Origin of the sequence: Mangrovibacillus cuniculi (genome assembly GCF_015482585.1) — a bacterium.
In the GTDB taxonomy this organism is placed as follows: Bacteria; Bacillota; Bacilli; order Bacillales; family R1DC41; genus Mangrovibacillus; species Mangrovibacillus cuniculi.
The window spans coordinates 1,713,225-1,734,196 of sequence record NZ_CP049742.1; the positions used below are offsets into that span (position 1 = coordinate 1,713,225).

Consider the following 20,972-nt stretch of genomic DNA (forward strand, 5'->3'; position numbering starts at 1 on the left):
CAGATGCTACGCTTTCCTAGGGGCGGGAGCTGAGCCGCTTCCCTCGCTTCGCTCAGTCCAGGGTCTCAGCCTTCCCGCTATAACCCTTAGGAGTCTTCGCATCTTCCGCTCCGGGCAACTAAAAATGTGAACTAGAGTAGTTGAATCTAAGCCGAAATGGAACTATTAAAACCTAAAACACTCTAACAAACTCAGTACGTTATGAAATAGTAATTTACAAACATTAAGTATATTCAGTTAAGAAAGTACCACATCACGTGGTCCTTCATAAATTGATACTGTACGCGAAAAAAGCCGAAGAAGATTTTCATCCCCTCCGACTTTCGGCAATATTTCCTAAGAAATAGTATGTTTCTACAATTTATGAAGAATTGCTACAATATCCATGATCGGTGCTTGTGATTTACTGGAATGAGGATCTTTTTGAATAATGGTTGATAACTTCTTCAACTCACCTTGGACAGAAACCAAAGACTCATTCTTTATTCCTTCCATGGAAGAAAGCTCCGACACAACTTTAGAAATCTCAGCTGCTTTTTCTGCTGGTACCGTAATCGCTGCCCATTCGCTGACTTCCTTTACTACTGGCATCAATCCCTTCACAAAACTTGTTTCCGTCTCACTTAGCCCTTCCCAATTACTAGCAGGTAGTTCTATAGGCTTAGCAAACACTTCAATACCTTCAAAGAATCCACTCATCACTTTTGCAGATTCCACTGACTCTGACATTCCGACAATAATAGCAGTGTTATTTTGCAGAGTTAGAGCTTTACTAGAAATCCCTTTAGCAGTAAGTTGCTCTTGGAAAACAGTAGCCGCTCCTTCTTCCGTGAACACACCTGCCTGTATAATTGCCATTGTCAATGGTTCTAACGTAACAGCCCCTCCACCAGACGCTGCTGATGGTTCTTCTGTTACTGTTGTATTCGGTTGCTGTTGAATGGCTGGTGCTGCTGTCTGTTCATCACTAGACGCTAACCAAATAAGTCCGTAACCGAACAATAAACCTAACCCAATAGCCAAAGAAAAAGCGAAAAGAAATGGAATCCAAGACCAACTAGAAGATACCTTCTTCTTCCCTGGTGTAATAGGAGCATCATTCACATAATGAATTTTTCGGTACTCTGGGATTTCTTCCTCATCAGGTAAAACCCATGTAAACTCATCTTCCTCTCGCACTCCATCATCCTTAAGCGGAACAGCTTCTTCACTAGCTGCAATTTCTCCATTAGCGCTTCTCCAATCTTGCACTTTCATCTCTTCTTGTTTGTTTAACTTAATGGTTATGTCTGGCTTTTTCTTTTCCATACGATCCCACCTTGTACCCACTTGTTTGTCCCATCCTATCATGTAGGTAAAAAAAAAGAACAAGACTTTTGTCGTCTTATTCCAAAGGATTTTCGTCAAATTATTCATCTGTGTTATCTGTTATGGCAGAGATAGACAAGTTACTAACCGCAATAGGCGAAGTTTCTCCATCCACTGTGCACAGATTTTTTGTTTTTCCGATAAAGCATACTTTCGTAACTCGTTCTTCCTCTATGACAATATAACTATTTTCATTTGATTCAATAGTTTCTCTTGTAAATGGATCTTTTATTGGCTCCAGCATACCGTGATCCACTAATTGTTTATACGTCAATTTAGTAGGAGCCTCTATCCCCACATGATTCTTGACATAAAATGTCCCTGCGTCTTTTAACGCTATGGCATTAGCAACTAGAGCATCTTTTTTTGCTCTTTCTAAGAGACCACCAATAGCAATGGTCGCAATCAGAGCGATGATTCCTAGAATTACCACTACTGCTAATAACTCGACTAAAGTGTATCCTTTTTCATTAAGGCGTTTCTTCATCTTGATCTCCAGTACTAAAGGTTTGTAAAGGATTCTCTTTTTCCGCTGGTAAAGGCGTATCTAATTTCGGTAATTGATCTACTAGATCTGTTAACTCAGGTAAATAAAAAGCGGACACTACAACACTGACAGACATAGGAGCAGTGGACTGATCAATCGTTTGAATCTCTTCTTGACCAGCAAATGTCAAAGAAGAAACGACATGAATTCTCTCCAGTTTCTCAATCTCTTTAATAAAGTTCTCTAATTCATAATAACTAGGTGACTCAATTTCTAACGTAGTAGTAATTCTTTTTAAGGAAGCTGGAAGCGCAATTGCTGTTTCTGTAGTGGCGCTTTCTTCTGTACTTCCACCACTCAAATTTTCAATGTCTTCTTCTGTAGTAGTTTCACTACCCGTTAAAACAGGTGTATATGCTTCATCAGCAAAAGAAGTATTTTTTATAACCACACCTGACACAATTTCTGCTCGTTCTAATTGTAAAATGATTTGTTCTGTTAATGGCTTAACTGGGATGTTGCGCTGCAAAGCAGTGCTTCCATCTTGGACTGAAACAGTTTTAGCAGACGAAGAAGACTCCAATGCTGAAATTAGCCTCTCCTCGTTTTCCACTTGTTGTTCCATTAGTTTCGCATCAGACATTTTTGGATAATAGAGTGCAAAATAAATGCCACCGGAAAGTAGAGACATAAATAAAAAAGAGGACACAATCGTGAACAATTCTTTATTTGTTAGTGAAATATTCACGATGTAGGTTCCTCCTTTCCCTTCTTTCTAAAAGCATCTGGTTTTAGAACTATATCAAATGTACCTATGTAACGAGGCATTACATCTTGTATACTGTCTTCTATTTCTTGTGTAGAAATAGAAAGTAACGTTGCATTTTCGATATTCTCAGATCCTAACAATCTATCTAAGTAGAACGCTACCTCTCTAGATGTATCAAATTGAACAGTTAAGGAAATCGTTCCAGTTTCCGAATAACCATACTGTTGAAAGAATCCTCTTTCCGGAAGCAAAGATACTAAATGTTCTAATACATCCGAAGAAACAACAGGGTACTCATTGGCCCATTGAATAGTAGAGGATAGCTGTTGATAAGAACTAGAAGCAGTAAAAGCTGAAGCATTTGCTTCCATCGTAGAGCGTACCTCTGTTACTTGAGCCAACTCTTTCTCCACTCTATCTAAGTTCTTCCCTTCCATGAAGGATAAGCCACCAATAATTGCTGAAACAACAATTCCTGTCACGACAAAACCTAAGCTCCATAGCTTCGGATAATCATGCGTTTTCTCTTTTTTAGGGAGGAGGTTAATATCGATTTGCATTCTATCTCCCCCTTTTAAAGCTAGTCCAATGACGGAAACAAACGCATCTGTTGCAATAACGTCATTTGCTGAGGTTATGGAGTCTCTTTTCATTAACACGTAAGGCAATTCTACCTGCTGACTAAAATACATGGCGATTTCATGAAGCCTTGGATGATCTCCTGTAAACAGGAGTTTCGTAATTTGATTGTCTCCCTTATGAACGGTATAACGATAAAAGTTCATCACCTTTTCGAACTCTTTGAAAATAGTTGTCATCTTAACAGATAAATCCACATTCCCCATGTCTGATTCAATAAATTCATCTTCAAACGTCAATTCAATCGGTCTCATGAACACAGGAATATCTTCATGAAAGATAGACACGGTCGCTTCACTCTCATCGATAGAAACAATCATGGCATGTTCCTCTGAAGATACGAATTGCTCATGAGAAAAATAACGATATAAAGATAAGGCAGACACTTCTGCTTGCTTTGGTTTCAAGCCAGCTTCTTGAAGAATGTCTTGATAGTTTTTCACTATTTCAAGTGGCGCTGCGAAAAAGAGGATTTCATTTATTTCCGACTGTTGTAATGGAACAAAGTCAAAAACAGGCTCTTCAAAAGGTAAATGAATAGAACTACCAATCTCCATAAAAAGATAACCTCTGATCTCATCTAGTAACACGTCTTCTGGTAAGGTAATTTTACGAATGACCACAAAAGGATTCGGAACTAAAAATTGCACACTTTTCCTTCTCCACTTTTCCTCCTCTACCAAACTAGAAAGAATCGCCAACAACGTTTCTCTTTCTTTCACTTCGCCACCTTCAATAACACCTTCCGGAAGCTTTCTCTCAATTAAACTATGAAAATGTAGATCTTGGTCACTTTTACGCAAACCTGCTCGTATACACGTATCAGAAAACACCACACTCACCATATCAGGAGTGCGAGCGAAAGAAGAAAATACCATATAAGTTGACTCCCTCTACATAAAATAAGTTACATACCAAAAAATTAAATCTTCTCCGTTAAAATAGGCCACTAACACACCAAGGGATATGAACGGTCCAAACGGTACAGCTTGTTTCCTAGATGCTTTTCGGAAAGTCATCAAGATCACCCCTACAACTGCTCCAAATGCACTAGCTAACATAAACGACAATAATGTTAATTTCCATCCAAGAACAAAACCAATAACAGCATAGAGTTTAATGTCTCCTCCACCCATACCACCTTTACTGATAATCGCGATAAGTAATAGAAGTATGAAACCAACAGCTGCCCCAATGAAGGAATCCAACCAGGGTATCCACGAGAACCAAATATGCGTTACTAGAAAAAATGATGCAAACCATAGTAAAATACGATCTGGAATTAACATAAAATGCAAATCTGAAATAGAAATGATGACTAATAAAGAAATGAGGAGAAGTGCTACTAACAGCTCTGCTGATAAGCCCACTTTCCAATAGGCGAACGCAAACAGGAACCCCGTTAGTGCTTCCATGATAGGATAAATGGGGGATATCGGTGTGCGGCAAGAAGAACACTTTCCACGAACCAAAAAATACGAGACAACAGGAATCAATTCCCACGCCTTCAACTCATGCCCACAATGTGGACAAGCCGACCGTGGAGCCACGATCGACTTTTTCTGTGGTACACGGATGCCCACTACATTGTAGAACGAGCCTAGGAGTAGGCCGTAGATTAAGACTAAATACATCATAATAATTAAGGGGTAACATTAGGATCTGCAAGGGATCCTGTTGTAATAACGCTTGCTCGGTTAATTTCTCCTTCATTTTCCCATAATCCTCTAACTGAAGTTTGAAGTCTAACAGTATACTTATATGTATTACCTGTTTTAGTAACTGTTACTCCAGATACTGTTTCGTTATATTGTTCACTATCAGGACTATCAAAATTATCAATTAAATTTTCATCTTTCATTTGTTTTAAAGTTTTTGTTCCAGTAAAGTCTGGATCACCTGTTACATAAACCTTCATGGAGTTAATCATGGTAGTCGCATTCGCCACGTGTGCGTCCTTACGAGAATTATCAATTAAACCACCAATACTAGGTATAGCAATCGCTGCAATAATACCAAGAATAACTACTACTGCTAAAAGCTCAATTAGCGTTAAACCTTTTTGCTCTTTTAACTTTTGTGAAATGAATTTCAACATCTTTTCTCCTCCTACTATAGGTAATTCTATCTAACTATCATTATATATGACAGAGTTTGTTTAATCATTATCAATTTCGCAAAAACTGCTAAAATCTTTCAAAAAATTAGTAATTTTGCACATTGTTAAATACTTCAAACATTGGAACCATAATTGAGGTTACAATCGTTCCTACTAATCCTGCTAACACGACGATCATCAGTGGTTCAATCAACGACTTTAAACGGTCTGTTGCATTGTCTACTTCTATCTCGTAGAAATCAGCTACTTTCCCAAGCATTTGATCCAACGATCCTGTTTCTTCCCCAATGGCAATCATTTGCGTTACCAAAGGTGGAAATGCCCAGTGTTCTTTCATAGGACTCGTTAATGAGCTTCCTCTTTCTAGAGAACTTCTAGATTGGCGAATGACTTTTGCAATTACTTCATTCTCCACGATTTTCTCTACGATGGTAAGCGCCTGGAGAATAGGGACAGAACTAGAAAACAGAGAGCTTAGTGTTCTAGTCATTCTTGCCAAAACAGCTTTTTGAACAATCGGACCAAAAATAGGAGTTCGCAACAAAGCGTAATCTAATAGATACTTCGTTTCTGCTTTTCTTCTCATGAACATCAATACAACTAAAAGTAAAATAAACATACCAACTATTACATACCAAAACTGCTGCATAAACGCACTAGCATTTAAGACAAATTGAGTAATAGCAGGTAGTTCTCCACCAAAATCATTAAACATGGTTACGAATGTAGGAACAACTGCTACTAATAAGAAGATAACTACTCCAATCGCAATGAAACCAACTACTAACGGATAAGCTAAAGCAGAAACAATTTTTTGTTTTGTCTGATTCGCTTTTTCATAATGATCTCCCAATCTCTCTAATGATTCATCTAAGGAACCCGTTGCCTCTCCTGCTCGAATCATATTGATAAAAATTGGTTCAAAGATTCTCGAATGCTTAGTACATGCTTCTGATAATGGGTTTCCTTCTCGTAAGTCTACTTCAATGTCTAATAAAGCTTTTGCTAAAGGTTTACTGTCTGTTTGAGCGGCTACTATTTTCGTCGCTTCTACTACTGTGATACCTGCTTTTAACAACGTTGAAAACTGACGTAAGAAGATCATAAAATGTTGCAGTTTCACCGGATTTCCAATAGCAATATCTTTTGTCAAAATAGTCTCTGCTTGTTGATTAATCTCGGTAACACGAATACCTTGTTTTTGCAAATTGACTATGGCATCTCGCCTAGAATCCGCTGTTATGACTCCAGCCTTCACTCCACTTTTACTTCTACCTTTATAACGGAAACGCGCCATTAGTTGTTCCCCTCCTGTAGGTAAGGAGCTGCATGTTCTTTAGAAATTAGTTGGTGATCTAGTAATTTGCGAACCGAACTACTCATCAACTGCATTCCTGACCCTCCTGACGTTTGAATGGCGCTATCAATTTGGTACACCTTTTCAGACCGAATTAAATTGGCAATAGCTGCGGTTTGAATCATAATTTCAAGGGCTGCAATTCTGCCTTTTTTATCAGCAGTTGGAAACAATCGCTGGGAGATAACTGCCTGAAGAACACTAGCTAACTGTATTCGAATCTGTGCTTGTTGTTCTGGCGGAAACACATCTATGATACGTTCTACTGTGGATGAAGCACTAGATGTGTGAAGCGTAGCTAGCACTAAATGTCCCGTTTCAGCAGCAGTTATGGCTGTATGAATCGTTTCTAAATCGCGCATTTCTCCTAGTAGAATGATATCCGGATCTTGTCGTAATGCACTTCTTAATCCGCTTGAAAAATTCTTCGTATCAAATCCTACTTCACGTTGATCTACAATGGAGAGTTGATGTTTATGTAAATACTCGATTGGGTCTTCTAACGTAATAATATGCTTTTTCGCATGGCGATTTATATACTGAATCATGGATGCAAGTGTAGTAGATTTCCCGCTTCCAGTTGGACCTGTTACGAGCACTAGCCCTTGTGGCTTTTGTGCAATTTCTTTTAAGATAGAAGGCAATTTTAATTCTTCCAATGTTGGAATGACTGTTGGAATGGCACGAAAAGCTAAAGAAATACAACTTCTTTGATGAAAGGTATTTACACGAAAACGGCCAATACCGGAGATTCCATACGAAAAATCAAGTTCTCCTCGTTCTTTAAATGTTTCCCACATATTCTCCGCGATAATAGATTTGGCCATTTCTTCCGTGTCTTCAGGCTTTAAAGGTTCGGTGTTTAATTTCTTTAATTCGCCATGCACACGGAAAACAGGAGGTACCCCAACAGTTAAGTGAACATCAGATGCTTTATGAACAAATGCTTGCCGTAAAATGGAATCAATCTTTTCTCTATTCATTATTCTCTTACTCCATAGCAACACGGAGAATTTCTTCCGTTGTTGTAATCCCTTGTTTTACTTTCAATAAACCATCGTCTAATAAGAAGATTGTTTTATGCTGTATCGCCACTTCCCGTAGTTTTGACAATGGCTCATTGTTTAAAATCAATCGTTTCATATCTTCATGAATAGATAAAACTTCATGAATTGCTACACGACCTTTATATCCAGTCATATTACAAGAAGAGCAACCTTCTCCTCTTATTACCGTATCAATGGTTAAACCTCTTTTACGGAAGATTTCTTTCTCTCGAACAGAAGGTACTTGCGGTTTCCCACAGTCTCTACAAACTCTTCTAACTAATCGCTGTGCAATAATACCTGATAAAGAAGATGCTACTAAGAAAGGCTCTACTCCCATATCTAGAAGTCTGGTAACCGTGGATATAGAGTCATTTGTATGAATAGTACTCAACACTAAGTGTCCAGTTAAAGAAGCTCTTATGGCTACTTCTACCGTTTCCCTATCCCGGATTTCTCCTACCATGACGATGTTTGGATCTTGTCGTAAAATTGCACGAAGACCTGTAGCAAATGTTAATCCGACTTGGCTGTTAACTTGAATTTGATTGATTCCTTCCAATTGATACTCCACTGGGTCTTCCACGGTAATAATGTTTACTTCTTCTGTGTTCAGCTTATTTAATGCAGCATATAGCGTTGAAGATTTACCAGAACCGGTTGGACCAGTAATTAAGACGATACCTGTTGGTTTAGAAATCATTTCTTGAAAACGCTGAAGATTCACTTTGTTAAATCCAAGTTGATTCAAATCATTCAACGAGGAACCAAGATCCAAGATACGCATTACTACTTTTTCTCCATAAACAGTTGGAAGCGTCGATACACGTAAATCAATTGGTCGATAATCAATATTTGTTTTAATACGTCCGTCCTGTGGGATTCGATGTTCGGTAATATCTAATTTCGACATGATCTTTATACGAGCAATTAACATGTTTTGCATGCTTTTCGGAATGGTTCTTTCTGTTCGTAAGATGCCGTCCACTCGATATCGCACAAGGACTTTCGTTTCTTGTGGATCAATATGAATATCACTTGCTTTTTGCGTCGCTGCATTAGAAAGCAGTTGATTTACTAGTTTAACAATCGGTGAATCCTGATCCGTAATGGTGTCTTCTTTCACTTGTTCAACCGTACTTACTTCTTTTGCTAGCTGATCTAACCCATCATCTGCATCGTAAAATTTGTTAATTGAACGCAGTATATCGTCTTTTGTTGCAATGGCTGGTTCTATGGAAAAGCCAGTGGCTAATCTCAAGTCTTCAATAGTATAGAAATCCATTGGATCTGCCATCGCTACGTAAAGCTTATCTCCTTCTTTTTTTAAAGGAACAATCACATTACGTTTCGCTTGTTCTTTCGGAATTAAAGAAAAGAGTTTCACATCGAAAGGATAACGATAAAGACTGACATGAGGAATACCAAGTTGAAATTCTAGCACTTCAATTAATTGCTGCTCCGTAATGAAACCACGCTGAAGCAAAACATCTCCAAGACGTTGCTCTTTTGTTTTTTCTTTTAGCGCACTTTCTAATTGATCATTCGAAAGTAACCCTGCATCAACTAGTAGATCACCTAATCTTTTTCTCGTCTCTTTCACATGCTCGCCTCCTTACTTATTTTTCCTCACCGGCTGGTTCTTCCCAAATTACCTCTACCTCTTTACGAGAGGATTCGTTTTCCGCACTATTGTTACGATCCTTTTCCTCATTAGAAGGTGGATTTCTGCCAGTATCCTCATTATTTTGTTCGTCAACTGGTGGTGTCACGGTTTCACTAGATGATGGAGCTGAGCTAACTAAATCATTCAAAATAGAATGTACCTCAATGCGATGTACAGGAGGATAAAAGTCTTCTGATACTAACTTTTCTTCCACTATTGCCCCCGACTCATCTTGTATAATTTGGTAAACACTGATTAATTTACCTGGACTACCCTCTTCTAAAATGTTCTTTGTACCAATTGTCAGTAATGGATTAAACTGTTTAATAATTCTTGGTGGAAATTCTTGAATTTGACGAATCTCCATTTCATAAGAAAATAAAAAAGGCATTCCGCTTAATTGTGCAGCAATTCCACCTGGTAATGTGGAGAACGTTAATTCATATGAAGTCTCTGTCGGGTTATAAAATACGAAATCCTTGTTAAGTGCTTCAGAAAGGTCCACTTCCAAACCTAATGGCTGCAAAGTAGGCTCTGTTCTACCATAGTTTCTCTCTCTAACTTCAAACGGTGTCTCTAAAACCAGTTCGTATGTAAGAGAAGCTAACATCTCTTGTTGTATCTCAGATAAATCCGTTACGCCATCTTCTTCCATTTTTTGTAGAAAAGAAATAGTAGATTTCGGATCAATGGTTATGGAAAGAGTGGAAATATCCGTCCAATTTTCGTTAGAACTAGTTAGCAACCTTACTTTTTCCACCAAATAACTTTCTGTAAGAGCACTAGCTACCAACACTTCTTCGGCTCTAATTAATGTGGGCTCTGCTACTAAGAAACTAGCTACCTCTTTAATTTTGACTGTCAAAAGTTCTATATCTAATACACTAGCAATTTCAGTAGGTATGTTTTCCTTAATCCATTTGTCCACATTACTAACTTCAAGACCTACAGGAACTGGATTGTTTATCCCACTAGTTGGATTATATGTTTCATCCACCGTAAAGCGAATCTCATCTTTTGGAAAGAAATATGCTTCGCCTTGAATACGAAACTCAATAATTGCTGCCTCTCTCCATTCATTCACCTTGTTTGTCAATTGAGTTGCTGCTTCTTCTCTTGTCATACCAGATATATCAAGTCCACCTAGCTTTGTCCCTTCCTCATATGTAGAAGAAGAAGGAACGATAGAGGAAAAGAAAATCGGACCTAATTGAGAAACCGTTAGCATGAAGGATGTGCAGAGTACGAGCATAATAAAATACATAGCAAAACGTTGGCTATTCACTGTACTCTTCCTCCCTTATTTTTATCTAACATTCATTCCAAGTTCTACAAATACAGAGGTCCCTTCTGCTTGAGCTTGCTTCACATCTTCTAAAGTCAGGATAGTTCCAGATTCAACTACTACTTCCCCATTAATTCCCTTAATGTCTTTCGTCACTTCTTTTCCAACTAGAAGTTCCGCTTGTTTTTCTTTCAAGCTAGAAAGGGAATCAACTTCTTGCTCCAACACTTCGTTTGCGTTTTCCATCCAATTTTTACGTGTTGATTCTAATGCATCTTCCTGGACTATTAATAGATCTTTTCCATAGGTCATAACAGAAGATGACGGCATGATAACTTGTTCAGAGCCAACTTTTAATTCTAGGCCCATTATTTCACCTGTATCTTCATTTAACCCATACTCTAAAACAGAACCCACTAACTGTCCTTTTCTTGTCATTACTCGAGTGTCACTTATACGAATGTTTTTATTTACTAGATTATTTGCAATAGGAATTTCATTTAAATCAATAACAGAATGCTCATTCTCAATTGTTACGGCAAATTCTCCAATTCCAATGATTTTCTTAAAAGGAATGGCTTTAACGCTAGTTTGCCACTCTTCATTTTCAATTGTTAAAAAGTCAACGTAGCCTTTCTCTGGATTAACTACTAGTGTTTTTACTACTCCAAGTTGATCTCCTGAGTTAAGGCTAATAATTGGTAAGTTTTTTACTTCAGAACTTTTTTTCATGACCTTCACACCTATCTGTAATTTTCTACTGTTTTGTTTTTTCCATGGCAATTTCATTCATTTGTGCAAGTTGTGTAAATAGTAAAGGATACTTTTGATAACGAACGGAAACAGAGTTAAATAGTTCCGTAACATCTTCAAAACGTTTATTCTGCAACAAGTAGTTCACCTTTTCATAGATGAATGTAAAGTACATTTCATCCGGTAAATCTTGTCGTAACATGGTATCAATTAATTCTTCAAAATCTTGTAAATTTCCATTTAATTGTAAAAGATGAAGTTGATTCGTGATAGAATGCAATAATTCTCTTGAGGTTCTAGACATTTCTATTGTTTCAGAGGATTCCTTTTCATTTGAATAGGATGTCTCCATTTCTAGCATTTCTTCTTCTGCGTCTAATTGAGGTGAATCCTCTACTTCTTCCAAGAATAATTCTTCTAATTCGACTTTATCTTGCGTTTCATCCGCTTCTCCAGCGGAAATGAACGTGTCTTCGATTATTTCACTGTTTAAGTTAAAACTTTGTTCAGGTGGCGCTGTTTCTGTTATGATTTGTTCTTGCTCTTGTTCTTGTTCTTGTTCTTGCTCTTGCTCTTGTTCTTGCTCTTGTTCTTGAACGGTTTCAGCATCAACTTCAGGTCTGGATAGCTCTAGTTCTTTCTCCATATCAGAGAATTCTAGGAGTTCCTCTAAAGTATCTTCTTCTAATTCAAGTGATGAAGTTTCATCTACTAGTTCTTTTGGAAGATCAGCCTCAGCATTACTATCTGTCGAGTTTAGTAAGTGTTCCAACCAGTCCTGTGAAACCTCAACTATTTCTTCTTCTGTTTCAGTCACTGCAACTTGTCCGTTTCCAAATAATTCTTCTAGTTCATCTACTTTTTCTACATTTTCAATACTTTCATCTACTAAATTGTCCTCTTCATTTAAGGCTATAAGCACATCATTTTCAAATGTATCACTTGATAAATTTGTTTCAACTTGTGCTTCTTTTTGAATAAAATTATTGCTTTCTATTACTTCTTCCAACTCTTCATTTTCTGATTCAATTACATGTTGTGTTTGGTAGCTATCTTCTGCATTTTCTGCATTTGTATTAGAGTCATGTGCTAACAGAAAAAACATAGAAAACTTCTTCTCTACAAAGTAAGCGACAATCAGACATAACAGAAGTAGATAAAGACTAACTTCATATAAAGATAAAACAGTAAGACCTGCTGTACCAATTGTAGCAAAAATCAAAGAAATCCCTACTATGTACCATCTGCCTCGAAAGGAAATTGGTAATGGGAGAAAAGCTATAATTGGGACCAATAGCAAAACTCCAATGAATAAAAATATAAACGGTACCATTGCATTACCCCTTTTTTCATTAATAGAATAATATATACCTATTACTACTACAAAAGTATGAATTTAGACAGTTTTCGACTATAAGTTATTGTATAATAAACTTACAGATAAAGAAAGAAGGTGAATGAATTGGAACAAGGAAATTTACTACAAAGTGACAAAGGTCTCACACTAATTGAAGTATTAGTTTCTGTTACCATTCTCGCAATTGTTTTACTCACCTTCTTACAATACTTTATACAAGCGAATACATTTACTAACCAAAACCTAAAAAAAACTGTCGGAGTGAATGTTGCACGTAATGCCCTTATGTACATTGAGAATGACAGCTTTTTAGAGGTGAAGCAAAGATTTATAAATAATGAAGTAAACTATTTGTATATATGCATAGAAGGATACACCTATTCTACCGTATCTCAACCACCAAACCAGTGTGAGCACGTTGTTATTAATAACCTTCCATACAAAGTGACTTATAAGGCAAAAGGCGATAAGGAACAATGGTCAAAGCGTGAATCTAATACTATTCCAATAGAAGTTACAGTAGAATGGGAGATTAACAAGAGAGAATTTGAAACCACTTTGGAAGGAAAGGTAACTAGTGAAGATATTCGATAATAGAGGTGTAACTTTAATTGAACTACTTATTACATTAACTATCGTTGCAATCCTTTTTCCGGTTATGTATGGTGTTCTCATTTCGGGTATGAAAGTCTATGAAAACATTACTATAGATGCAAAACTTAGGGAAGAGGCAGACTATGTATCTTCCATGATTGTAAACACTCTTTATGCTAATCCATTTGATACCGTAGAACCATGTAAAAATAAAGAAAACTGTCTTTCTTTTTTGTCCACTACCTCTTTGAGTGGAACATCATACGGAGATAATAGTGAGTACACTGACATTACACGAAAAGATGCAAATGAGTCTGGGTTCCCAATAGAGGTTGCTGAACCAACTAGTTCCATTGATATTAATGGATCCCCGGTTTCACTTCAAGCAAAGTATAGCGGTTCTACCATTGAATTAACATCTTGCAATGGGGAAGCCATTACTGATCCTCGAACCATTGATTCATGCACAGAAGGAGTTATTCAACTAAGGCTTGTTGTTCAATCTAAGCAAAATGATCATTCTGTAGAATTGGTTAGTCAATTTGGCTTTTAGAAAGGTGAGTAGAATGATAATAAATGAGAATGGTAATTCCCTAATAACCGTTTTAGTAACAACTCTAGTTTTGACAACACTCGGCTTAGCAATCGTCGCAGCCTCCATTGGTGGGGCAGAAAGAACAGAGCTTAGAGAAGCTGATATAGAGATAACCTATGAAGCTATAAAACTTGCAGATGACATTACATCTACGCTAGCAACAAAATTACAGGAATTTTCCATAACTACACTCTTAAGTAATCCACCTCAATTAATATCTGAAACTACTTCATTTGTTGATAATCAAATCACTAATGTCCTAAGTACATTACAATTAGGAGAATTAGAAAATAAAAGTTTTATCGAATGCGTAAGTGTAGTGGATGTTACAGAAAGCTCACCAAAGTCTGTACTAAAATCAAACTATAATGGTAATTGCGATGATAGTGTTACTTTAGATGGACCAACACTTCAATTGAATGGTTCCACAAGTAGAGTATACGAGATTATTATTCAAACAAAAAACACCGAGAAAACACAAGCCAATATTAATCGTACTCTGAGGAAGAGGATAATTCTATCACCTCTACCTAGCTTTTTACATTATGCATTGGGTGCTGGTGGTGATTTAATATTGAATGGCTCTCCCACTATAAATGGTGATATTTATGCAGGGAATTTATTAATAAAAGATCAAGCTAACTATTGTTTAGATGACTGCAAATCTTTTAAAACAGCTAATTCGCTAATGCCTTTTGTAAATGGTGATATTTTCTCTAATAACCCAGGAATATTACCTTTAATAACGCAAGAAAATTTTTATAAAAATGCAGTGCCTAAGATAAAAGGTGACAGTCAGTTTACAAATGTCGACTTACTCAAAGGATTTACAGAGCAACGTCAATTAATTTTATCTGATATTACTGTTGAAGGAACTACATTAGATTTATTAAGCTCTACTTCTCAAACTATAAGCAATATAGCTAATACAAAAGGAATCCGTGCACTTGATCTAATTCCGATACCCGATTTAGGTCTTGATAACACACTTTCAGACGTTGGAAGTTTAATCACTGAAAATCTTCCTATTGAAAATGTACTAGACATTGAAGGGGTATTTACAAATGCTGCGGCATTAATTGATCCAATCATTCCAGCAGGAACACAATTAATAACACACACAGGTGATTTAGTAATCACAAATCTTTCCAATAGTTTATCTTTACCAAACATTATTGTGGACGGAGACGTGGTTATCTTAGGAAATAAGCCAATTGATTTAAAAAACATTATTGCAACAGGGGATATTAAAGTTATTAATTTGAAAGACTCTGTAAATTTACCTACAACTAGTAAGCTTATTTCATTAGGGAAAATAGAAATTGAGAGTGTGTCTAATACAGTTATTGGTGGAGATTTGTTTGCAGCAGGGGATTTACTTTTAAAATCTTCTGGCTCTAATAACTTTGTTGTAACAGGAACTCTCTTGACGGAAGGTAAAGTAACTATTAGTGGTGACAGTAGTGATACAACGGAAGAAGATGATTTTATTCAATTCGATTCTGTAATCTATTCTCTAGGAGAAGCAAATGTATCTAATTTAGGCATAAAAAAACCTGAAAGTACCGATGGACAGTTAATTCTATTAGCAGGGGATAAATTGAATATATATAGAATTAATGAGTTTAGTTATTTTGATGCTAATATACAAGAAGCAGAGAACGGACTTCCAGATCGAGAAGATTCCAGTATTTCTTCACTTCAAGCGTTCTTTTATACCGAGAAGGGTGCGGAATTATATGGCGTAGGTTCCTCATTTTTTGTTAATGGTGGAGTTTTCGCTAAAGAAGATCTGACAATAAACGCTATTAGAGGTAGTATCGATAATATATCAGAAGCATCGAGTATCTTAGGTGAAAATCAACAAGATCAACTTTCACGTTTTATCGTAGATTATAAGAGAGATATTATCCTACAAAACATTGACGCACTACCAAAACCATCTAAACTTACATTAATCACTGATCAACAAACAGTTCAATAAAGGTAAAAAGGTTCTCCAATAAGATGGAGAACCTTTTTACTTACCATTTTCCTTCACCGTTGTCAGACACGGGATTTTCAGGAGTTACTTCAAATACAGCGTTTGCTTTAATAGATTTATTATCATCAGCAACTACTGTGACAGTACCATAGCCTTTTTCTTCCGCAACAATGTACCAAACATTATTCTCATTGATAATATTAATCTTTGTTTCGTCTGTAGAAACTACTGTTGATAACTTTTTATTTGTAGCATTACTCGGTGTAAACATCAGTAACGATTCTACTGGAATTTTTGCACCTTCTACAATTGAATAGGAAGGTTTAGTGAAATACATACCGGTCAACGGGATATAAGGATCTATTACTTCTATGTTGACAACTGTGTTCACTTCGCTTCCATCTATAGCTGAAAACGTAATCGTTGTCTTTCCAACTTCTAGTCCAACAATATTTATCTTATTGCCGTTATAAACGAACTCTAACAGGTTACCAATAGGCGGTAAAAGATCGCTAAGAATGGATTCATTTACAGTGACTATGTTTTTATCCGATATGGTTACCTTATACTTTTTATTTGTAGCATCGATAGGGCTTATATTTACAGAAACATCCATTGACTTACCCTTATCAAGTTTAATTGGATTTGGTGAAACATTGATGGACTGAACTAATCGATTAACAGTAACTTCTTTTCTAATTACTCTATTTAAAGCAAAGGCACCTCTAGACCTAACTTCTATCTCGATTAGACCTTTTCCGACAAGCGGATGAACAGAGTTTTTATTAAATGACGTCCATTCGGTCCAACTAGCATCTCCTGTTTTTGTACGTATTTCTAAAGATACATCTTTTCCTTGAGGTACTTTAGTTAGTTTGGTACTAGCACCTATTGATGTCTTTCCACCTGATGGAATAATGTTATTCGTTGTATCTTCTATAATATCGTAATCAGCAACTAGATATATTTCACGAACATCATCATCTGCGTAGGTGATTTGAATAACTGAGTTATCTGTACCGATCTTATAGTTCATGTTCTTAATAGGCTTAACAGTAAGCTCCGGTGTTTCAGAACTAATTAATCTTGCAACAGAATTACCAGTAGAATTTTCTATTTTTTGTATGCTTCCGGAAGCTTCTCCATCTAAAAAGAAATCTGGAATTCCTAAACCTAGTAATGTATCATAGGGCCAATCTAATCTAACTTTTGACGTGATACGATCTGTTGCTTGAGTTATATTATTTATTTGTACTCCACTAGCACTGAAGCGAGAATCAGTAAATTCAACTTTTGCTGCAGGAAGTGCCACTTGATTTAGTGACCAATCTGTTTTTAGTCTAATAGTTTTTTGTAATAGATTACTAGAGAATTTTCCATTAGTATACGTTAAAGCGTCTTGTACGGAGATCTCTAAATTTTTTACTCCATTAGAGTCCGTAACTCTTACTCCATTTGAACTACTAACTAAAGATATTCCAGGTGGCAGAGGTTGGATAATCTTAATATTCCTAATAGTTCCATTCACACTATTAGTTAGACCCCCTGGTGTAAGTCTATAGTTCACATCAAAGTGATGACCAGTTGGTTGTCTTTCATAGATGTAAAGACTATTTACTCTGTTGGTCACCTGCACTAAACTCGCAGATCCCTCTATACTTGGTGGAGCCTCATCCGAAACTGTTACAGTAACTGGATTATGTTTAAAGGATACCATTTCTTTTGTTTTTGGGTCCACATATTTCATCCAAATAGAGTCAAATGTATACGTACCTTTTTCTTTAAACTCTAATGGTAACGTTACAGTTCTCGAAGAAGGTGTCCCTTGATTTGGCAAGAACTCAAAAACTTGCCTTACACTAATTTGATTTCCTTCTTGCGTAGCTCCGCTGTTTTGTCCAACTACTACTTTCCCATTGAACTTTGATACATCAATCGACACATCTGTTGAAATAGAAGGAGCACTAATAGCTTCGGCGATCTGTTGAAAGACGCTATTGATGTTTGATGTCGAAGCCTTAATAGCAGACCCTCCAGCTACACTAGCCAATTGTTGAAGATACTCATGATCAAGTTCTTCCGGTTTATCACCGAATCCTACAGTATGGAAACGAATGTTATTTGCCTTAAAAAACTCTAACTGTTTAACAGTATGACGTTTAATAGTTTCATAATAATCTGAACTATTCATGAAACCTAAATTTATGGTTTGATTGCCATCAATTATGGATGCATTGGTATGCTTATGATTATGATTTTCATCAATGATGTAACTAACGAAGTACTGACCAAACCATGAGTATGCATTCTCATAATAGACAGTTTTAAAACCTTCAAATAACTTATTAGAATAATCTACACCATTAGAATTCATCTTTGTAACTTTTTTATATTGAACTTTTTCAATACTCTCTGAGAAAGTCGGCTTACCATCTGTTAGAAAAATGACATGTTTAGACTTATTAGGTTTATACGTATTGTTTGCATTAAGTGAATTGTTAAATAAAGCATTAGTTCTAATTAGTGCACTAGTATAGTTTGTTGCACCCTTTGCGCTAATCTGTTGCACCATATTTTCAATTAAATTTAATTGTGACTGACCTTTTCCAAAATTCAATAAGTGATTAGTTTCTACAGTATCACTAAATGGTACTAGAGCAAATTGGTCTTCAGGATGTCCATTTAGCCTGAAGTATTCAATCGCGCTGTAAACTGCGTTTTTTGCTGAGGCATACTTTCCAAGGTTTAAGCCTCCTTCATTCATCGACCCCGACTTATCAAAAACGAATACGACATCTACTGGTTCCCGATCAGCAGTAGATACACTACCACTAGGATTAAACTGAATAGACAAATTAGCCTTAGCATTACTATCTACTGGCTTTACTACATTTGCTGGTGAAGCTGTTACTGTATAGTCAACTCTTGGTGTTGTAGTAGTTTGAGCACTAGTTACGGACGAAAAAAATGTTAGTAAAAGTACAACTGGAATAAAAGGCTTCATGAATTTTTTCACTTCAAGCCCTCCTATTTAAATATGATACTTAATTATATCAATCTATAAAGGAAAGAAGTAGTACATTTGTCATATTTCCTCATAAAATTTCATTTATTTTTCTTGTATTACAGTAACCTCTTTTTGTGCATAACCAATATTTGTTGAAATAAGTCATTTTACCATTCACGTAAATAAAAAAACAGTAGTCCTTTTTAGCTATTCGCTTACTCTGGACTACTGTCTTATTTAACATAACCCGCAACCCGGTTACGCCCCGCCTGCTTTGCACCAGTATACAGTGCTCGGTCAGCGTGTCTAATTAATGTTAATGCATCATCCGCGTCGAACGGCGCAGTTGCTACACCAATACTTGCAGTTACAAATACAGATAATTCTTTTCTTACTTCACTTAAGTCTGTGTACAATTTAAAAGGTGTTGTAGCTAATTCTTCTCGAAATTGTTCCGCAATCTCCAATGCTTCTTTTTTATTAAAGCTCGGAAGATACACCACAAACTCTTCTCCACCAAATCGTGCTACAGTACCTAAATGATGAAACATTTGGGTTAATCGTTCCCCAACTTCCTTTAAAATCTGATTTCCGCTTTGGTGACCGTAACTGTCATTTACTTGTTTAAAATGATCCAAATCAATCATTATTAGAGATAGAGGTTGTTCTTTTTTCATAACAACGGAATGAAATGCGTAAGATAATGATTTCTCAAAATATCTATAATTATATAAACCTGTTAAAGCACAATGTTCGCTTTCTCTTTTTGTCTTTTCATGATTTCTAGCATTTTCGATTGCAACAGCAAAATAGGAGCATAAAATATCTACCGTCATTAACTGGAATTTCTCAAAAGCTCTTTTTCTTATTGAACCTAAAAACAACACAGCTACAACCTGATTATTACGGATAATTGGTACGCAAATGACACTTTCAATATCACTAGGCATGTATCCTTCTGCTAAAGTCTCCCAATCGGAACGTTGATGATATAAGACGGATTTTTGACTAGCCCAAACCGTACCGCTAATTCCTTGGTTCTTCTTTAAAGGCTCAATTTTCGTTTTATAAAGTTGTCCCTTCTCCGTTTGACGAAGGATTTCCAGTTGCTCTTTATCATCAATTACATCTAGCAGATAAGCATAATCTACTTCTAACGTGGCGGATACTTTTTGAATAAATAAATCTAGTACTTCAGATGCTTTTAATTTTCCTGTAAGTTCATGTCCAATTTCGACTGCTTGTTGTAAGTAATCATTCACCTTTTCGGTAGTGTTATATATTTGTAGTAATCCTACTGCTAAAAGTATTGGTATTCCGAGCAACACAATTGCCCACGGGCCAATAGCAATATGTAAGTAAAAAGTAGTTATAGCAAATGGATAAAAGAAGAGAGATCCCACTGCCTCCCACAAAAAATCTCTACCGAATACTGGCATTTGAACCTTAGATAACTTTGCATATAATAGCAAAAATAATTGACTGACAATCATATTTGATGCCATATAAACAATCGTAGGAATTATTAGATGTTGTATAGGCTGAGGACCAGTGACTCCTCCTACCGCGTAAAAGGACAGACCACTTAGGAAAGATACGATCAAAAACATTAATGAATTAATAGGATATCTATGTGCTTCTTTTCTAGGAATCCTCCTAATTAGTAGTAATCCGAAAATAGAAGCTTGCACAACTAGTATTTCGATATACAAGTCGTACAATAAAAAAGCACCAAACGAAAGCCATTGAATGATAAAGAAATCTCTACCTTGTATGGTAATTGGAAACATAGAAACAATGATTCCCAATGAGAAAAACACCATTAAGTTCCAACCATATTCGATGGTAGGAGGGTAATGCTGATAGGTATAGAATAGAACTGTTGGCAATGTAATTAACCAAGCAATCCAGAAAAACGCCTTCACTTCTTTTTTCATCAGCATGTC

The 20,972-nt window shown here is 36.3% G+C and carries 17 protein-coding genes; 3 read left to right on the plus strand and 14 right to left on the minus strand.

The features are described 5' to 3' along the window. Window positions 1–354: 354 nt before the first annotated feature. From G8O30_RS08795 to G8O30_RS08850, 12 genes are all read right to left on the minus strand, one after another. Entirely contained in the window at window positions 355–1,308 is a 954-nt protein-coding gene (locus G8O30_RS08795; RefSeq protein WP_239671721.1) for a hypothetical protein, read from the minus strand. 100 nt (window positions 1,309–1,408) lie between these two features. Then, complete coding sequence (locus G8O30_RS08800; RefSeq protein WP_239671722.1) at window positions 1,409–1,855, minus strand: type II secretion system protein; 447 nt, start codon at window positions 1,853–1,855, stop codon at window positions 1,409–1,411. Next, window positions 1,839–2,603 (minus strand): hypothetical protein, encoded by a 765-nt coding sequence (locus G8O30_RS08805; protein WP_239671723.1) that lies wholly within the window; start codon window positions 2,601–2,603, stop codon window positions 1,839–1,841. Before G8O30_RS08805 ends, G8O30_RS08800 begins: the two co-directional genes overlap by 17 nt. Then, window positions 2,600–4,141, minus strand: coding sequence for a pilus assembly protein PilM (gene pilM, locus G8O30_RS08810; protein ID WP_239671724.1), 1,542 nt, complete (start codon window positions 4,139–4,141; stop codon window positions 2,600–2,602). The genes G8O30_RS08805 and pilM overlap by 4 nt, the downstream gene beginning before the upstream one ends. A 15-nt stretch (window positions 4,142–4,156) precedes the next feature. Beyond that, window positions 4,157–4,900 carry a prepilin peptidase gene (locus G8O30_RS08815; RefSeq protein ID WP_239671725.1) on the minus strand — a complete coding sequence of 248 codons (744 nt, stop codon included), beginning with the start codon at window positions 4,898–4,900 and terminating at the stop codon, window positions 4,157–4,159. A gap of 5 nt (window positions 4,901–4,905) precedes the next feature. After that, entirely contained in the window at window positions 4,906–5,361 is a 456-nt protein-coding gene (locus G8O30_RS16105) for a prepilin-type N-terminal cleavage/methylation domain-containing protein (RefSeq protein ID WP_275576476.1), read from the minus strand. Window positions 5,362–5,467: 106 nt separating this feature from the next. Next, window positions 5,468–6,679 (minus strand): type II secretion system F family protein, encoded by a 1,212-nt coding sequence (locus tag G8O30_RS08825; protein WP_239671726.1) that lies wholly within the window; start codon window positions 6,677–6,679, stop codon window positions 5,468–5,470. Next, window positions 6,679–7,722 (minus strand): type IV pilus twitching motility protein PilT, encoded by a 1,044-nt coding sequence (locus tag G8O30_RS08830; protein WP_239671727.1) that lies wholly within the window; start codon window positions 7,720–7,722, stop codon window positions 6,679–6,681. Before G8O30_RS08830 ends, G8O30_RS08825 begins: the two co-directional genes overlap by 1 nt. Before the next feature lie 7 nt (window positions 7,723–7,729). Beyond that, complete coding sequence (locus G8O30_RS08835; RefSeq protein ID WP_239671728.1) at window positions 7,730–9,388, minus strand: GspE/PulE family protein; 1,659 nt, start codon at window positions 9,386–9,388, stop codon at window positions 7,730–7,732. A 16-nt stretch (window positions 9,389–9,404) separates the two neighbouring features. Beyond that, the gene (locus G8O30_RS08840) at window positions 9,405–10,736 is read right to left on the minus strand and encodes a G5 domain-containing protein (RefSeq protein WP_239671729.1); all 1,332 of its coding nucleotides are present in this window, start codon (window positions 10,734–10,736) and stop codon (window positions 9,405–9,407) included. A gap of 21 nt (window positions 10,737–10,757) precedes the next feature. After that, entirely contained in the window at window positions 10,758–11,468 is a 711-nt protein-coding gene (locus G8O30_RS08845) for a PRC-barrel domain-containing protein (protein ID WP_239671730.1), read from the minus strand. Window positions 11,469–11,493: 25 nt separating this feature from the next. Then, window positions 11,494–12,711, minus strand: coding sequence for a hypothetical protein (locus tag G8O30_RS08850; protein ID WP_239671731.1), 1,218 nt, complete (start codon window positions 12,709–12,711; stop codon window positions 11,494–11,496). 240 nt (window positions 12,712–12,951) lie between these two features. Here G8O30_RS08850 and G8O30_RS08855 point away from each other — a divergent pair, with 240 nt between their 5' ends. The 3 genes from G8O30_RS08855 to G8O30_RS08865 are packed head-to-tail and all read left to right on the plus strand — an operon-like array spanning window position 12,952 to window position 16,019. Continuing rightward, complete coding sequence (locus G8O30_RS08855) at window positions 12,952–13,440, plus strand: type IV pilus modification PilV family protein (protein ID WP_239671732.1); 489 nt, start codon at window positions 12,952–12,954, stop codon at window positions 13,438–13,440. Next, on the plus strand, window positions 13,424–13,993 hold the full coding sequence (locus tag G8O30_RS08860) for a type IV pilus modification PilV family protein (RefSeq protein WP_239671733.1): 570 nt from the start codon (window positions 13,424–13,426) through the stop codon (window positions 13,991–13,993). The genes G8O30_RS08855 and G8O30_RS08860 overlap by 17 nt, the downstream gene beginning before the upstream one ends. A 13-nt stretch (window positions 13,994–14,006) precedes the next feature. Then, on the plus strand, window positions 14,007–16,019 hold the full coding sequence (locus G8O30_RS08865) for a hypothetical protein (RefSeq protein WP_239671734.1): 2,013 nt from the start codon (window positions 14,007–14,009) through the stop codon (window positions 16,017–16,019). A 40-nt stretch (window positions 16,020–16,059) separates the two neighbouring features. Here G8O30_RS08865 and G8O30_RS08870 read toward each other — a convergent pair whose 3' ends face one another. Continuing rightward, complete coding sequence (locus G8O30_RS08870) at window positions 16,060–19,035, minus strand: VWA domain-containing protein (RefSeq protein ID WP_239671735.1); 2,976 nt, start codon at window positions 19,033–19,035, stop codon at window positions 16,060–16,062. 224 nt (window positions 19,036–19,259) lie between these two features. Continuing rightward, complete coding sequence (locus tag G8O30_RS08875) at window positions 19,260–20,963, minus strand: sensor domain-containing diguanylate cyclase (protein ID WP_239671736.1); 1,704 nt, start codon at window positions 20,961–20,963, stop codon at window positions 19,260–19,262. Window positions 20,964–20,972 lie beyond the last annotated feature (9 nt).

Coding starts and splice junctions, on each gene's coding strand:
- G8O30_RS08795 (WP_239671721.1), bottom strand. CDS start 1,308: ATGGAAAAGAAAAAGCCAGACATAACCATTAAGTTAAACAAACAAGAA.
- G8O30_RS08800 (WP_239671722.1), bottom strand. CDS start 1,855: ATGAAGAAACGCCTTAATGAAAAAGGATACACTTTAGTCGAGTTATTA.
- pilM (WP_239671724.1), bottom strand. CDS start 4,141: ATGGTATTTTCTTCTTTCGCTCGCACTCCTGATATGGTGAGTGTGGTG.
- G8O30_RS08815 (WP_239671725.1), bottom strand. CDS start 4,900: ATGATGTATTTAGTCTTAATCTACGGCCTACTCCTAGGCTCGTTCTAC.
- G8O30_RS16105 (WP_275576476.1), bottom strand. CDS start 5,361: ATGTTGAAATTCATTTCACAAAAGTTAAAAGAGCAAAAAGGTTTAACG.
- G8O30_RS08825 (WP_239671726.1), bottom strand. CDS start 6,679: ATGGCGCGTTTCCGTTATAAAGGTAGAAGTAAAAGTGGAGTGAAGGCT.
- G8O30_RS08830 (WP_239671727.1), bottom strand. CDS start 7,722: ATGAATAGAGAAAAGATTGATTCCATTTTACGGCAAGCATTTGTTCAT.
- G8O30_RS08845 (WP_239671730.1), bottom strand. CDS start 11,468: ATGAAAAAAAGTTCTGAAGTAAAAAACTTACCAATTATTAGCCTTAAC.
- G8O30_RS08865 (WP_239671734.1), top strand. CDS start 14,007: ATGATAATAAATGAGAATGGTAATTCCCTAATAACCGTTTTAGTAACA.
- G8O30_RS08875 (WP_239671736.1), bottom strand. CDS start 20,963: ATGAAAAAAGAAGTGAAGGCGTTTTTCTGGATTGCTTGGTTAATTACA.